This is a genomic window from Botrimarina colliarenosi, from assembly GCF_007859955.1.
GTDB lineage: Bacteria > Planctomycetota > Planctomycetia > Pirellulales > Lacipirellulaceae > Botrimarina > Botrimarina colliarenosi.
In genome coordinates, this window is the sequence record NZ_SJPR01000001.1 from 949,644 (window position 1) to 964,997 (window position 15,354).

At 66.5% G+C, this 15,354-nt stretch carries 10 protein-coding genes; 4 read left to right on the forward strand and 6 right to left on the reverse strand.

What is annotated here, in order from left to right; translation table 11 throughout:
* Positions 1 to 78 precede the first annotated feature (78 nt).
* Entirely contained in the window at positions 79 to 1,872 is a 1,794-nt protein-coding gene (locus Pla108_RS03670; RefSeq protein WP_146443119.1) for an ATP-binding protein, read from the forward strand.
* Positions 1,873 to 2,072: 200 nt separating this feature from the next.
* Here the strand turns inward: Pla108_RS03670 and Pla108_RS03675 are convergent, their stop codons facing one another.
* The 6 genes from Pla108_RS03675 to Pla108_RS03700 form a co-directional block, all read right to left on the reverse strand.
* The gene (locus tag Pla108_RS03675; RefSeq protein WP_146443121.1) at positions 2,073 to 5,213 is read right to left on the reverse strand and encodes a DUF2125 domain-containing protein; all 3,141 of its coding nucleotides are present in this window, start codon (positions 5,211 to 5,213) and stop codon (positions 2,073 to 2,075) included.
* Between the two features lie 397 nt (positions 5,214 to 5,610).
* A complete protein-coding gene (locus Pla108_RS03680; protein ID WP_146443123.1) occupies positions 5,611 to 6,114 on the reverse strand; it encodes a KdsC family phosphatase in 504 nt (167 codons plus the stop codon).
* Positions 6,115 to 6,175: 61 nt separating this feature from the next.
* Positions 6,176 to 7,276: a KpsF/GutQ family sugar-phosphate isomerase gene (locus Pla108_RS03685; RefSeq protein ID WP_231934278.1), complete on the reverse strand. Its 1,101-nt coding sequence runs from the start codon at positions 7,274 to 7,276 to the stop codon at positions 6,176 to 6,178.
* Positions 7,277 to 7,468: 192 nt separating this feature from the next.
* Positions 7,469 to 8,266, reverse strand: a complete 798-nt coding sequence (locus tag Pla108_RS03690) for a hypothetical protein (RefSeq protein ID WP_146443125.1) — start codon at positions 8,264 to 8,266, stop codon at positions 7,469 to 7,471.
* Positions 8,229 to 8,603 (reverse strand): PadR family transcriptional regulator, encoded by a 375-nt coding sequence (locus tag Pla108_RS03695; protein ID WP_146443127.1) that lies wholly within the window; start codon positions 8,601 to 8,603, stop codon positions 8,229 to 8,231. The genes Pla108_RS03690 and Pla108_RS03695 overlap by 38 nt, the downstream gene beginning before the upstream one ends.
* 617 nt (positions 8,604 to 9,220) lie before the next feature.
* The gene (locus tag Pla108_RS03700) at positions 9,221 to 10,330 is read right to left on the reverse strand and encodes an aminopeptidase (RefSeq protein WP_146443129.1); all 1,110 of its coding nucleotides are present in this window, start codon (positions 10,328 to 10,330) and stop codon (positions 9,221 to 9,223) included.
* A 207-nt stretch (positions 10,331 to 10,537) separates the two neighbouring features.
* Between Pla108_RS03700 and Pla108_RS03705 the strand changes: the two genes are divergently transcribed.
* From Pla108_RS03705 to Pla108_RS03715, 3 genes are all read left to right on the forward strand, one after another.
* Positions 10,538 to 12,499: an acyl-CoA dehydrogenase family protein gene (locus Pla108_RS03705; RefSeq protein ID WP_146443131.1), complete on the forward strand. Its 1,962-nt coding sequence runs from the start codon at positions 10,538 to 10,540 to the stop codon at positions 12,497 to 12,499.
* A 151-nt stretch (positions 12,500 to 12,650) separates the two neighbouring features.
* Entirely contained in the window at positions 12,651 to 14,312 is a 1,662-nt protein-coding gene (locus tag Pla108_RS03710; protein WP_146443133.1) for an amidohydrolase, read from the forward strand.
* 127 nt (positions 14,313 to 14,439) lie between these two features.
* Positions 14,440 to 15,261 carry a carboxylesterase family protein gene (locus Pla108_RS03715; RefSeq protein ID WP_146443135.1) on the forward strand — a complete coding sequence of 274 codons (822 nt, stop codon included), beginning with the start codon at positions 14,440 to 14,442 and terminating at the stop codon, positions 15,259 to 15,261.
* The last annotated feature ends 93 nt before the right edge of the window (positions 15,262 to 15,354 follow it).

Consider the following 15,354-nt stretch of genomic DNA (forward strand, 5'->3'; position numbering starts at 1 on the left):
TCTCCCCGCGTCCCTGCCCCCCCGTCCCCCCCACTTTCTGCCGTCTGCCGGGCGTCGGTGGCCTGCTACAATCGAAGCATGACTCCACGCGGCCTCAAACGCGTTCTCGTCGGTGAGACAAGCCTCGAGCGGAAGTGCCGCTGGTGGTTCGGCATCGCGCTGGGCGTCCTGCTGGTGCTGAGCTTCTATTGGTCGGGGCAGCAGCTACGCGACTTCCTCCGCCAGAGCGACCGCAAGCTGGGGCGCGAGCTGGTCCGCGCCGCCAACATCGAGCGGCACTTCGAGGAGTTGATGCAGCCCTCTGCCGAGGAGGAGGCGGGGCTTCGACCCGAGGAGGTCGATACCTGGAAAGAGATCATCGCCAACCTCGTCCAGGCGAGCCAAGCGAGCGGCGTGAAGTACCAGTCGTACTCGGTTAAGCCCCAAGACGCCGGCAACCCGAACGCCTACGGCCGCCCCGAGCATCCCCACGAGTGGGAGCTGCTGCGGCGGTATCTCGACGCCGAGCCCGACACAAAGGAGGCTGAGCCCGCTTCCCGCTACGACGATGACGGCACCATCTGGCGGTTCTACCAGCCCCTTTATGCCGAAAAGACCTGCGTCACCTGCCACAGCATCTGGGGCAAACCGGTCCGCGCTGGGATCGTTGAGGGCGACCTAATCGCGGTCATGCGGATCGAGGTCGATCGCAAGAGCGGCCGCAGCGACATCGCCGCCTACGACGCCACGATGTGGGGCGTCGCGGTGGTGATCTTCTTCCTGTCGATGTTCCTGCTCTGGTTCATTGTCAAGCTGCTGATTGTCAAACCAGTGACCCACCTCCGTGAGGTCGCGAACGCCGTCCGCGAGGGGGACACCAGCCAGCGCGCCGACATCCAGACGGGCGACGAGTTCGAGGAACTGGCCGCCTCGTTCAACCGGATGCTCCGCCAGCTCCTCAGCCAGCAGAACTCGCTCGAGGGGATCAACAACGAACTCGACAGCAAGGTCGACGAGCTCGCGCAGATGAACCTGCGGCTGTTCGAGATGAACCGCCTGAAGAGCGACTTCCTCGCGACCATGAGCCACGAGCTCCGCACGCCGCTCAACAGCATCCTCGGCTTTAGCGAGGTGCTCGCGACGGTCGACACGCTCGACCCCAAGCAGCAACGCTACGTCGGCAACATCCAGCGGTCAGGCAAGATGCTGCTCGAGATGATCAACGACATCCTCGACCTGGCTAAACTGGAATCAGGGCGGATGGACGCCTCGCCGGTCGAGCTGCCGCTGGCCGCGATCGTCACGGCCCAATGCGATATGGCCCGCCCGCTGGCGGAGCGCAAGAACATCGATCTCGAGGCCGAGTGCGAGGCGGGCGTGCCGCCGCTCCGCCAGGACCAAGCGAAACTGCAGCAGATCCTCAACAACCTGCTCTCGAATGCGATCAAGTTCACGCCCGAAGGGGGCCGCATCTTGGTCCGTGCGCGGCGTGAGGAGGACCACGCGCACGGCTCGCCCCATCGGCTGAGTTCCGTCGCGACGTTGGTCCTCGAGGTCGAAGACACCGGCATCGGCATCAGCGACGCCGACCAAGCGATCATCTTCGAGAAGTTCCGCCAAGGCGCGTCGGCCGTCCCCGGCGGCGACGCGATGACGCGCGAGCAGGGAGGCACCGGCCTCGGCTTATCGATCGTCCGCGAGCTGTGCCGCCTCCTCGGCGGCGACGTCACGGTCCGCAGCGTCAGCGGCAAGGGGAGCACCTTCACGGTCCGCCTGCCGTGGCGGCTGCCCGACCGGTCGGACCTCGAGGCCGAAATGAATCGCGGTGTCGCCGAGCTCACTCGCCCCGCGACCCAGGCGTTGCCAAGCCCCGCCGCTGTCTCTTCGCACTGAGCCGACAGCGGCGGCACAACAGAGTGATTTCGTCACCGCCAACGAGGCCAACGGCGTCGCCAAGAAGGCTCTCAACCCCACGTCGGCGCCGCTCTCCTCCGTCAGTTTCGAATTCTCGACAGCACTGGCGGATCCGTCATTCGACGCGGTTTGTACCGCGAGCAAACCGGCACGCAAAACGGGCCATCTCATAACACGCCTCACCGCGGCGGCAGGCTCGGCCGCGTTGCGTTTGGCGTCGGTTGGTACTCGGCGCCGCGGAGGTCGTCGATCGTTGTGCGGCCGAGTCCGACGTAGTGCGTTAGTCGCTGAGCCGACGCGGGGGCGTAGGCCTGCTGGCCGTTGGAACGGGCCCAGAGGCGGGCGAGCTGCTGGGCGTCCCCTTCGAGGATGAAGCGGTCGGCCGACTGCGAGTAACTCGCGCGGCCCGCCTCAGCGACGAGACCACCTCCGTCGGCGCCGATCGCCGCGTCGATCCGCACGCTGCGGAGCGCGACCAACTCGATCGGACCGATTGGCGCGCCGGTGGTGCTGCCACGCCGCACCGAAGCCGCCGGATCCTCGTGGACGCGGAGCTCTTCGCAACGCAGTTCGACCGAGTCGGGCGGCACGCCTTCGGGCGAGTGGAGCGGCAACTGGTGATCCCACGCCAGCACGGGGCCGTACACGGTCTGCACGCCGCCGAGGAACTGCACGCGGCGTTCGAGGTAGTTGCCGCCGATCCCTTCGCGGAAGTCGACGCGGAGGAACTTCAGGCCGTCGCCTTGCTTGCCGGCGTTCGGTTTGTCAGCGCCCGGAGCGCCGCCGAAAGGGTTGGCGCTCGCGCCGGAGAGCCGCACCGAGCGGATGGATCCCGGCCCCCGGCCGGAGATGGCGCCGCTGAGGCGATTGATGGCGAGCGAATCGGTCTTCGCGCGTTCGTGCGAGACCTGCCCCGCGGCGTCCGTGCCTCGGTAGTCGACCGTGACGCCGCCCGAGCACTCGACCTGGGCGACTTCCACCGCGCCGGCGCCGCCGAACGAGCCGTTGCGCAGGTCGATCGGGTGCGAAAGCGTGGCGGTCATCTGAGCGCAGTTGAGCCAGCCGCCGGCGCTCTCAGCGAAGACCTCGTCGGAGAGGGAGAGTCGAGCGCCGTCGAATTGCATGCCGCCGCGCCAGCGGAGGGTCCCTTCGCCAGCGAGGGGGTTCGCGCCGTCGCTAGAAGGGAGTTGCAGTCGCGCGTCGCCACGGCCTTCGGTCCACGCACGGCCGGCGGCTTGATCGACATGCAGGTCGCGGACCCAGACCCGCATCCCTTGCGAGCGGATCTCGGCGAGACCGTGGTGCTCGGCGCCCGCGACCGGGGGGGCGTCGCCGGCGCCGGAGAGCGTTAGCCGGGCGGCGCCACGGCGTTCGAGCCGGTCGATCCGCAGTTGTTGACCGATAATCTGCATCGGCTCGCCGCCATCGGGGCGGGGGTCTTCGTCGACACGGACGCCGCCGTTGCAGACGAGCGCTAGCGGCGCCGCTTGGCGGCCGGCGAGACCGATGTCGAGTTGGATCGATTGGGTCTTCAGGCGGTAGTGTCGATCCGCGGGTGAAGCGCTCGCCCCCGGGCTCGATCCGAGCGAGGCGCCCAACGCCGGTCCGCCGCCATCGACGACCGCGTCGGCCGGCAAGGGGCGCACCAGGGCGACGAGGTTGTCGGCCTGGCCCTCGAGTTGCCGGCCGACGAACTCGACGGCGCCGATCGCGTCGATGCGGTTGATCTGGACAGCGCCCTGCTGGCCATCGCCGGCGGTGAGCTCGATCGCGGGGCCGTCCTTGCCGTCGGCGGCGACCTCGCTCAGTTGGGTAACAACGCGGTCCGCCCGGAGCTTGCCAATGCCCCCGGCCGCGAATTCGGGACGACCAACGATCGACAGCACCGGCTGGCCGCGGTCGTCACGCCGCAGCGTGACGGCGGGCTCGCCGCCGGGGATCTCTTTCCAGCGCGCTTCAAAGTTGCGCTCGGGCTCGTCGGGCGATGGCGTGATCCTCAGCCAACCGGGGCCCGCAGCGAGCAGTTCGCCAACCACCTGCGGCGATCCCGCGGGGGGCGACGTGTACTCGAGCACCGGGGCCGACGCCTCGCTGAGCCCGTGGGCCAGCTGAGCGGGCGAACCCTCGATCCGCAATCGTCGGTCCGTGATCCATGCCCGCAGTCGTCGCCCCCGCACCGCGGCGCTGCGGCTAGGTGAGTCGAGCCGGACCGGCGCGCCAACCGCTTCGATCAGCCGTGGCGTGAGGTTCGAAATGAGCCGGCTTTGGCGGCGGGCCAGGTCGGGCTCGTCGACCGGATTGATCTCGGCGGCGGCGCCTTGGGCGTCGCCGAAGTGGAGTCGCAGCTCACGGCAAAAGAGTTGGTCGTCGGCGACGCCCGGATTGCGGAGCGTCGCGCGGACGTCGTCCTGTAGCGAAGCGATGAAGCGGGTGAAGTCGAAACGGAACGGCCCGGCGCAGGTGAGTTCTAGCGGCCCCGCGGTTTGGATCGGCCCCTCCGCCGAGACAAGTTGGACGTTCCGATTTGCCGTCGAATCGGACGTCACACGGCGCGACGTTTCCGCCAAGGCGCCGGTGCTGATCAGCGCCTGCACCTGTTCGCGGATCTCTAGCGATTCGACGCCGGTGATCGGCAAGGACGAGCCGCTGGCGCCGGCGTGGGGCTCGCTGAGCAGCCGGATCTCCAGCACCTTGCCGTGCGCGCGGTGCGGCCCGATCCGTAGGTCGACCGCCGCGCTGGTGGTGATCATCGCTTGGTTGAAGCGGAGGTCGCGCGTCACGAGCCGCAGGTCGTCGGCGGGGCCCGGGTCCTTCATGTCGCTGCGGACGATGACCTCGCCCATGAACTCCCCGGCGACCGGCTTGCCGACGCTGCCGCTGGTGAAGTCGATCCCGCCCCCGCCGTCCGGATTGTCGAACTGGATCACCGAGCGATTGGGGACTTCGGCGATGATCGCGTCGCGCGGCGGCGGGGCGCCATGAACGAGGGGCGTCGGGAACGCAACGAGAACGCTGCGGGCGATCTCGACCCGGCCCCCTTCAATCGGCCGAAAGTCCTCGAGCACAAGCACGAGGGGGCCGTACTCGTACACTTGCGGTGTGCCGAGGAGGGCCCAGTGGTCTGGCGGCAGGTAGCTGGCCAGCATCTTCTGGTAGCGGGCAACAGCGATACCGCCGCGCTGCCAATCGTCTTCGCTCGCCGCGTCGTACGCCCGCGTCGGCAGGGCCGGCTCAACGATTGGCACAATCGCCAAGACGTACGCCTGGTACGCTACCAGGGTGACGGCCAGGGTGACGGCGGCGTTGATGAGGCGTTGCACGGGGATGATTTACCGCGGAGCTCGCAGAGGACGCGGAGAATTTAGCCGTAGAAGGTCGAGGAGCCGCCGCGGGGCGGGGCGTCGAAGTAGACCTTGGAGTTCTTGAGAAGCGGCCGAAAGTCATCCGGCGGAGTCGGCGTTTCCCGCCTCGGAGCGACTCTCCTCCAATCAAAAATAAAGTCCTCTGAGATCAATGCGGGCTTCAGCAATTCGCGAGTGAGGGGAAATGCCTCGTCGAGAAATCCTTCTCGGAACGACGCCTGCGTCTCATCCGGTTTGTGTGGCCCAATCTCATGGGCCGATCCCAACGAAGCAGCTCCGACCATTATCGAGATGAGTAGCAACCTGAGCATTTCACCCTCCCTAGAAAGTTAAGTCCGCGTCTCCGCGGTGAAGCTCATCCGTGTAACGAGCCGGTCGCGGCGTCCCATCGCCCTGATTCTTTCAATAACTTGTCAACGATCTCCCGCAGCGCCCCGCGACCGCCGGGCGCCAAAGTGACGTAGTCCGCGGCTGCCTTCAGGTCGGCCGCTGCGTCGGCCACGGCGGCGCCGAAGCCGACCGCTTCGACGGTCGCCAGGTCGGGCAGGTCGTCGCCGATGTAAGCGATTTGGTCGAGGGCGAGCCCTTCCTCATCGGCGATCTGGCGGACGATGGCGAGTTTCTCGGCGACGCCCTGGTGGACGATCGTGATCGCCAGCTCCGTCGCCCGCTTCTCAACGACGCGCGACGTCCGGCCGGTGACGATGCCGACCTTGCCGCCGGCGCGCTGCCACAGCTTGACGCCGAGGCCGTCGTGGACGTTGAAGGTCTTGGTCTCGCGGCCTTCTTCGTCGAACGTCATGCCGCCATCGGTCAGCACGCCATCGACGTCGGTCAGCAGCAGCTGGATTTCGGGCATGCGTTAAGTAACTAGAGCGTAGATTCAGTTGGCGAGCCGGCGACGCAAGTCGTCGGAGGAATTACCCCGCCGCGTAAACATCCTCGCCCGGGAAGATCCGCACAGCCGGCTTCGGGGGCGCCTTCGGGACAACCGTGGGGGCGTCACCCGCTTCGCGGGCGACGACGTCGGTCACGTCGACGAGGCCAATCGCCTTGCCGGCCGCGTCGATCACCGGCAGTTCGCTGAACTTGCGGTCTGCGAGGAGGGCGACCGCCTCGCTCATCCGCGCCCCGGATTGAATCGTCGTCGGTCGGCGGACCATGAACTCGCTGACGGGCCGGTCGAGCGACTCCAGGTCGCGCTTCTCCAAGAGCCGGGCCAAATCGCTGTCGGTGAAGAGGCCTTCCAGCGAGCCGTCGTCGGCAATCAGCATGACGGCGCCGGTGCGCCGGCCCGGTTTGCCGGTGCCGACGAGCACCTCACGCACGGTTTGGGTCGCCTTGGCGACGCGGCACTCGGTGAGCGGGCGCATCTCGTCTTCAACGAGCGCCAACTTGCGGCCGAGCGAACCGCCGGGATGAAAGCGGGCGAAGTCCTCGGCGCGGAAGCCGCGGATCGAGCTCAGCACCAAAGCGATCGCGTCGCCGACGGCAAGCATCGCGGTGGTGCTGGTCGACGGCGCCAGGCCGAGCGAACACGCCTCGTCGAGTTGCCCGAGCGGCAGCACGACTCGGGCGGCGCGGCCGACGGTGCTTTGGGTGCTGGCGGTAATCGCGAGGATCGGCGCCCCGAACTCACGCAGGCTCGGCAAGAGCTGGGTGACCTCGGCGGTTTCGCCTGATTGCGAGAGCATCAACACGATGTCGCCGCGGCCGACACGGCCCAGGTCGCCGTGGAACGCCTCGGCAGGGTGGAGGAAGTGGCTTGGCTGGCCGGTCGAAGCGAGCGTCGCGGCGATCTTCTGGCCGATCAGCCCGGCCTTGCCCATGCCGGTGACGATCACCGACCCGTGGCACGACTCGAGCAGTTCGATCGCGGCGGCGAACTCGTCGCCCAGTTGCTGCGAGAGCTTCCAGAGGGCGATCGCCTCGAGACGCATGACCTCGCGCGCAGCGGCGATCCGTTGGGGTTTGGGGAGCGACGTGTCGTCGCTCGTTGGGTAACGCATCGTAGCGTTCATGGCTTCGTCGTCCGTGACGGCGCCGGGGTGGGACGGCTAGGGGGAGGGGCGGGAGTGTAGAGGGCGCACCCCAAACCAACAACGCCGACCCCGAGGTCTGCTAGCAGCGAGCGAAGGCGAGCCGGCCACGTCAGTGGTCGGTGGGGGCGCTATAACACCGACGACAGACGTCGCCAGCTCGCCGGTCGTGCGTCAGGCGGCGACCCGTGCGGGTTCCGAGCCGTCCGAGATTGCTAGCAACGACGTTCTACGGCGCGAGTTGTCCCGCCATACCAGGATGACGCCGATCAGGACTGGCGTCAGAAGCTGACTTGCGGCAACGGGGCTCGCCAACTGGCGAAGGCTTGCCGCGTCCATTGGGTCACAGAAGGGAACCGAGATGAGGTTCATCGCCAGCTCTGGCTTCGCCGGGTCGATGCGATAGCTATGACGAGGTAGCGAGTTTAGCAGGCCGATTCCCAGGCATGCCGTGAGGACGAGCATCCGGCTTTGGGTCGTCTGTAGCACGACACGACCATAGAACCATGCAACAACGGCGGGAACTAAGAACGAGAACACTCCTAGTGCGAGACCCCAAGATAGACGTGTGTACTCGACAGGGCTCCAGATCTCTCCGGGGGCTCCGCCGGACCAAGTCCAGATTTTGCCAACGCCGAAAAGCACGAGCACCACACCCGTCCATGCCGTTGCAAGGACGAGAGGCGGCAGAACGACGAAGCTCACTAGCGGCCAGCGGCCGAACCAGCTGCGCCGATGGTAGTCGCGGGCGATCCGCTTGGCCAGCACACGTGTCTTGCCAAGCCGCTCGTCGGCCACCGCTTCCGGGTTGGCGGCGCCCGCTGCGCGGAGGTTTGCTAGCAGGTCGACGCGGTGGTCGTCGAGTTCTTCCGCCGTCCGTTTGGCGTAGTCGGCCGGCAGGCCACGGCGGATCAGTTCGGCGTAGAGCGTCGTTTCAACCGGCTTTTCTTTCATGAACAGGAACGAGGGCATGATCGCCTCCTTGCAGGATGCCTTGAATCGAAGCGGCGATCCGTCGCCACTCCGTCGCTGTTTCCGCCAGGCGCGACTTGCCCGGCGTCGTTACGCGATAAACCACGCGGCTACGGCCGCCGAAAGCGACCCGCTGCGATGCAAGCTGGCCCCGCTCCTCAAGCTTGTGCAGCAAGGGATAGACGCACCCCTCGCCAAATCCGAGGACGCCCCCCGACTGCTCCTGGATCGCTTGTACGATCTCGTAGCCGTACATGGCGCGGCGGCTCAGTAGTTCGAGCACCACCAGCTCGGGGACGCCATTGAGGAAATCGGGATTGGTGCGTCGAGTGCTCATGCGGCGGACGCTACCTATTGGTTCGAGGTAGGCCAATACCAATACCTATCGGTTTGATGTATTTGGGCGCGAGAGCTGAAATCAGGATCAAGGAAGGAGAAAGGGCGGACATCGGCGGGCGCCGTGAGCAAACTGCCCACGGGTCAACTGCTGGCGTGCGGTTGGCTCACCTTCGACCTGCCATGCGGCGTGACGAATCACTGCGCGGTCGGAATTTCGGAGCGCGCATAAAAAAAGCTCCCAGAAAAGCACACGTCCCAGGGGGGCAAAGGACGGGTAACTCTTCCGGGAGCGATTGGACGCGTTGGTCGGTCGGGCGAAGGGGGGAGAATCGCGTCGACCGACGCGGCGTCAAGGGTTTGTACGCGAGCGGCGGCAGGCTTCCGTGCCTCGTCCGGCGCTGACGCGAGCACGCCTTTCTAGGGCGGGCCCTCCACGTGACTTGGTTGGGTTGGGTTTGCTAGCGGGTTGGCCGGCTGGTTCCTGACGGCCGGTGGGCGAACTCGCGTTCTCCCTCAGCCGTGTGGCGGGGAAGTTAGGCGGCTCGCCAAATCGCAGCAAGGCCGGTTTACGAGAAGTCGAAGATTTCTCGCGAAGTGCAGGCGCCGTCGCTCCGGTCAAAGCCCCTCGTTGAGTCCCTGCAGATCGTCCGGCACAAAGAAACCATCCTTCCGCACCAGCTCGCCGTCGAAGTACATCTCGCCGCCGCCGTAGTCGGCTCGCTGGATCAAGACGAGGTCCCAGTGGATGCGGCTGCGGTTGCCGTTGTCGGCCTCGTCGTAGGCGTTGCCGGGTGTGAGGTGGAACGAGCCCCCGATCTTCTCGTCGAACAGCGTGTCGAGCATCGGGTGTCGCACGCGGTTGTTGGTTCCGATGGCCCACTCGCCGCAGTAGCGGGCGCCCTCGTCTGAATCGAGCAGCTGGTTGATCCGTTCGGTGTCGCTGCTGGTCGCCTCGACGATCTTCCCATCCTTGAACGTGAAGGTGATGTCGGTGAAGACAATCCCTTGGTAACGGCTCGGCGTGTTGAAGCGGATCACGCCGTTGATGCTGTCGCGAACCGGGGCGGTGAAGACCTCGCCGTCGGGGATGTTCCGCTCGCCGCTGCACGGGATGACCGGGATGTCCTTAATCGAGAACTCGAGGTCGGTCCCGGGCGCCGTGATCTTGATGCGGTCGGCGGCCTGCATCCGCGCCACGAGCGGTTTCTGGGCCTCGCCCATCGCGGCGTAGTCGGCGGTGCAGACGTCAAAGAAGAAGTCGGTGAACTCGTGCGTCGGCATGTCGGCCGCTTGGGCGAACGAGTCGGTCGGGTAGCGGAGGACGACCCACTTGGTCTTCGGCACGCGGTAGTCGTTGACGTGGCGGAGCCAGTGCTCTTGGTAGAGGTCCATCCGCTCGGCGGGGATCCCCTTCAGCGCGCTGGCGTTCGCCGCGCCCCGGACGCCGATGTAGGCCTGCACTTTCTCCATCCGGGCGCGCTCGAGGCCGCCGGCGAGCTTCATCCCCTCCTCGGTAGCGTTGGCGTAGACGGCCCGCTGGATGCGTTGGTTCTTGAGCTCCACCAGCGGCGTCGCGCCGCGCTTGGCGGCGCCCTCGACCAGCGCGACAACCAGGTCGGGCTCGGGTAGATCGATCGCCTCGATGAGGATCGTCTCCCCCTTCTTGAGCTCGCAGCTGTGATCGAGCAGGACGTTAGCGAGCGTATCGATACGGGGGTCGTGCATGGTGGGGGACGCTAGGCTAAAGACCGAAGGGGGCCGGGTCGTGCTTGACCGTGGCGTCCGACGGACGGTGAATTGGCGAGTCGAATCCTAGTTATCGGACGCCCCCGGGGGTCTGAGAAGGGGCGGATCGCAGAACCTGGCCCCCCTCCGTGACGTACACTAGGTGTATCGTCGCAGTCTCTTTTCATTTGTCGCGAGGAGGCGTTCATGGCCGTCCCGGCCGAAACCCCGACGCTCGACGGTCCGCGGACCGAAGGGCCCGATGTCGATGAAACGTCCTTCGCCGAAACCGCCCTCAAGCTCGGCGGCAAAAGCGACGACGAGGCCCGCCGCACCGGCGCGATCGACCGGGCCGACGACCAGGTCGAGGCGCTTTTCGCCCCCCGGTACCAGACGGTCAACAGCCCGGCTCACCGGGCGGTGTGGGAACGCCGCGTCCCGGCGGCGGAGTTTGTCGGCGCGCCCGCCGATGTCCCCGTCGACGTCCGGCGCGTGATGGACGCCTCGCTCGACGTGGTGCGACGCCACAAGCGGGCGGGCGACGTCTACGGCGACGATGGCCGTGTCCGCGAAGAGGTGCTCGACGAGCTCGGCGAGGCGGGCTATTGGGGCTTGCTCGTCGCGAAAGAGTTCGGCGGCGTCGGCGCCCCGTTCACCGCGGTCGCAAGGTTCCTTACCGAGATGGCGACGCTCGACGGCACCATCGCCGGCCTCGCGTCGATCCACGGCTGTATCGGCGCGGTCGATCCGGTAAAGACCTTTGGGACCGAAGAACAGAAACAGAATTGGTTGCCGCGTTTGGCGTCGGGCGAACGCCTCAGCGCATTCGCGCTCACCGAGCCGGCGGCCGGCAGCGACCTCACCGCGCTAAAAACGACAGCGGTGCTCGACGGTGACGAGTATGTCATCAACGGCGAGAAACTTTTCATCTCGAACGTGCGGCCCGGAAGGACGATCGGCCTGGTGTGCCTCGTCGAGGGAAAGCCGGCGGTGATGATCGTCGATCTGCCCGACGAAGAGAGCGAGCAGTTCCAGCTCAAGAAGTACGAGATCTACGCCCTGCGGCATCTCTATAACCGCGGCATTGTCTTCAAGGACTTCCGCGTCCCCAAGGGGAATCTCTTGAGGCCGCCTAAAGGGGACGGCCTCACCATCGCTTACCACGGCCTCAACTTGGGCCGCGTCTCGCTGTGCGCCAACGCGGCGGGGACGATGCGGCTGATGCTGGGATCGATGCTCCCGTGGGCCGACTACCGTGTCACCTACAGCGAGCCGATCGTCCGCCGCGAGCTGGTGCAGCGCCGCCTCGGCGAGACGGCGGCCCTGATCGTCGGCGCCGACGCCCTGGTGACTTGGTGCGCGAATCTGCTCGACGCGGGCTACCGCGGCGAGATGGAATGCATCATCGCCAAGATCTTTGGCTCTGAGGCGCAGAAGCACGCGGCGATCGAGCTTTTCATGAAGACCCACGGCGGGCGCTCGTTCCTGGCCGGCCATCCGTTCGGCGACAACGTGCACGACTACCTGGCCCCCTGTATCTATGAGGGCGAGGGTGAGATGCTCGGCATGGCGTTCTTCAAGTCGCTTGTGAAGGACCACGGCAAACGCTATTTCGAGCCCGTCGGCAAAGCGATGGCCGCCGCCGGCATCAAGAAGCCCAACCCGTTCAATCCGCGACACGCCCTGGTGCTCGCCGGCGTCGCGGGCCCTTATGTCCGCTGGCTGCTCGGGCGGAAGCTCGGTGGCCAAGGGATGGCGGAACTGCCACTCAACCTGCCGGCGCCGCTGCACTACCACGCCAAGTACGCCTGCTACCAGCTGCCGAAGATGGCGCTCGAGATCGACGCGGCGATGCAGAAGTTCCAGCTCAAGCTGGCCGACCGGCAGTGCAAGATGGCCGAGCTCAGCCAGCGGACGCAGGACTTGATCACGATGCTGGTGACCTCGCTCTACGCGGGGCGACAGAAGGACCCGATCGTCCGCGAGGCGGCCGACATCCTCTGCCAACAGCTGCACCGCAAACTGAACGGCCACCGCACGCCCGACCGTTACTACAAGCAAGTCACTGAACTAGGCCGCCGGATCGCGGCGGGCGAAGCGAACGGACCCGAGTCGCTCGGCCTGGCGGCGATCGAGCCGCCCCCGATTCTGGAGCGTTACGACGTCTGAGGTTGAGGAGACCTATTCGAATTGTTGGAGGGGTCTCGAGACCCCTCCAACAACATCGACCCACTTCGCTCCAACACGGAACGTCTGCGCACAAGTCGCGTCTCCGCCATGTTAAAGTCGGCGTCGGTATGCCTCCCTCTTGGAACCGACAATGCGTCGCCTTATTTCCGCGGTTGTTTGTCTCGGTCTGTTGTTTGCCGGCGCGGCTGAACTGCTTGCCGAGCCATCAGCCCTACTGATCACCGGCGGCCGCGTCTGGACCGCCGACGCCGATCGTCCCTGGGCCGAGGCGGTGCTGTGTGTCGACGGCGAGATTGTCGCCGTTGGCGACCGGGCGGACATCGAGGCCAAGGCGCCCGAGGACGCTGTTATCGTTGACGCCGCGGGGGGGCTCGTTACGCCGGGGTGGTTCGATTCGCACATCCACTTGTTCGTCGGCGGACGCAACCTCACCGGCGTGCGGCTCCGCGGCGCCAAGACTCCCGAGGAGTTCACCCGACGCATCGCCGAGTTCGCCAAGCAGCTCAAGCCGGGCGAGTGGGTCCGCGGCGGCGAATGGGACCACACGATCTGGGGCGGCGAGTTGCCGTCACGTGATTGGATCGACGCGGTGACGCCGGACAACCCGGTCTGGGTCAATCGCCTCGACGGCCACATGGCGCTAGCGAACACCGCGGCCCTCCGCGCGGCGAAGGTCGACGACTCGGCTGTTGCGCCCGAGGGAGGAGCGATCGAACGCGACGCCTCAGGACGCATGACCGGGCTGCTGCGGGACAACGCCATGGACCTTGTGGGAGGGGTTGCGCCAAGCCCCTCGGCGGCCGACCTGATGAAGTCGCTCGACGCTGCGAACGATTACTTGCTTGAGCGCGGCGTCACGAGCGTCGTGCAAATGGGCTCGCTGGAAGAGCTGGCGGCGATGCGGGCGGCGCGGTCGAGTGGGCGCCTCCGCGTGCGGGTCCGGATGGCGACGCCGCTCCACCAGTGGCGGCAGCTCTTGGAAGAGATCGAGCGCAACGGACCCGGCGACAACTGGCTGGCTGTCGGCATGCTCAAGGGCTTCGTTGATGGCTCGCTAGGCTCGCACACCGCGGCCTTCCTCGACCCCTACGACGATGTCCCTTCCGACCGCGGCCTGATGGTCAACACGGCCGACGACCTCGAAGTCTGGACCCGCGCCGCCGACGCCGCGGGTCTGCAGGTCGCCGTCCACGCGATCGGCGACCGGGCGATACGGACACAGCTCGATGTGTTTAATCACGTCGCCAAAGCGAACGGCGCCCGCGACCGCCGGTTCCGCATCGAGCACGCCCAGCACATTGCTGCAGAAGACGTCGGCCGGTTCGCCTCGCAAGACGTCATCGCGAGCGTGCAGCCGTACCACTGCATCGACGACGGCCGCTGGACCGAGCCGCTGATCGGCGTTGAGCGCAGCAAGACAACGCACGCTTACCGCTCGCTGCTCGACGCCGGCGCCCGCGTGGCGTTCGGCAGCGATTGGTACGTCGCGCCGGCGACACCCATCGAAGGAATTTACGGCGCCGTCACGCGACGGACGCTCGACGACAAGAATCCGGGCGGCTGGTTCCCCGAGCAGAAGATTTCGGTCGAGGAATCGCTGCGGGCGTACACGGTCGATTCGGCCTACGCCGCTTTTGCCGAAGAGCATCGCGGCGCCTTGCGGCCCGGCATGGCGGCCGATTTGGTGGTGGTTGACGACGACTTGTTCAAGATGGCGCCCGAGTCGATCAACACCGCGACGGTGCGTTACACGATTGTCGACGGAAAGGTCGCGTACGACGCCACCGAGTGAGCCGTTTTACCCAGATGGGATGATTCGGCTCTTGGTCGCCGGTTAAGTTGGTCGCCGGTTAAGTTGGTCTCCGGTTAAGATAGTCGGGTCTTTTCAAACCGGCCGTTCGCTCCGAGAAACCCCACTCATGACCCGTCTTGTGACAGCCCTGTCGCTGCTATTCGTCACGGCGACCTCCTTTGCCGAGGAGCCGGCCGGCTCCCCGGCCACGCCAGAGCCGCTCCAGGTCTTCGACGCCGCAACCTTTGACGACGACGGCTTCGAGTTGCCCTACCGGCTGATGGCGCCGAAGCCGACCGACGACGATGAGAAGCGGCCGCTATTGGTCTTCCTGCATGGGTTTGGCGAGCGGGGCGACGACAACCGGCGGCAGCTTGACCACGGCGGTTCGTTGTTTGCTTCGGCTGATTTTCGCGATCGCCACCGGGCCTTTGTCCTCATGCCGCAGTGTCCCGCTGGCAACAAGCCCGATTCGGATGAGCCAGTTGTCTGGTCGATGAAACTGCGCCCGACCAGTGTGACGGTTCCGCTGGGAATCGACCAACCGCCGAGCAAGCCGATGCACGCCGTGCGTGCTTTGGTTGATCGATTGATCGAAACCCTGCCGATCGACACCGACCGTCTCTACGTGGCGGGCCTCTCGATGGGGGGCTACGGCACGTGGGAGATGGCGGCGCGCGAACCGGAGTTCTGGGCCGCCGCGGCGCCGATCTGCGGCGGCGGCAACCCAGAATGGGGCGAACGGCTCAAGGACCTCCCGCTCTGGGCGTTCCACGGCGACGCCGACAACGCGGTCCCCGTCGAGCGGTCGCGAGAGATGATCGCCGCGATCAACGCCGCCGGCGGCCGGGCGATCTACACCGAGTACCCCGGCGAAGGACACGGCAGCTGGAACCCCACGTTCGCCAGCCGACAGGTCTGGGACTGGATGTTCGCGCAGCACCGTTAACGCCGTGGAAAGTCGGCGCGCCATGGCGAGATCCGGCCCCACCCGCGCCGATGACCGATACATCGACCCGGTTGGGGAAGTAATCGATCTCCC

Excerpts from the sequence above, each read along its gene's own strand:
- Pla108_RS03690 (WP_146443125.1), bottom strand. The coding sequence starts at position 8,266 with ATGCCCTCGTTCCTGTTCATGAAAGAAAAGCCGGTTGAAACGACGCTC.
- Pla108_RS03705 (WP_146443131.1), top strand. The coding sequence starts at position 10,538 with ATGGCCGTCCCGGCCGAAACCCCGACGCTCGACGGTCCGCGGACCGAA.
- Pla108_RS03715 (WP_146443135.1), top strand. The coding sequence starts at position 14,440 with ATGACCCGTCTTGTGACAGCCCTGTCGCTGCTATTCGTCACGGCGACC.
- Pla108_RS03710 (WP_146443133.1), top strand. The coding sequence starts at position 12,651 with ATGCGTCGCCTTATTTCCGCGGTTGTTTGTCTCGGTCTGTTGTTTGCC.
- Pla108_RS03685 (WP_231934278.1), bottom strand. The coding sequence starts at position 7,276 with ATGAACGCTACGATGCGTTACCCAACGAGCGACGACACGTCGCTCCCC.
- Pla108_RS03670 (WP_146443119.1), top strand. The coding sequence starts at position 79 with ATGACTCCACGCGGCCTCAAACGCGTTCTCGTCGGTGAGACAAGCCTC.
- Pla108_RS03700 (WP_146443129.1), bottom strand. The coding sequence starts at position 10,330 with ATGCACGACCCCCGTATCGATACGCTCGCTAACGTCCTGCTCGATCAC.
- Pla108_RS03680 (WP_146443123.1), bottom strand. The coding sequence starts at position 6,114 with ATGCCCGAAATCCAGCTGCTGCTGACCGACGTCGATGGCGTGCTGACC.
- Pla108_RS03695 (WP_146443127.1), bottom strand. The coding sequence starts at position 8,603 with ATGAGCACTCGACGCACCAATCCCGATTTCCTCAATGGCGTCCCCGAG.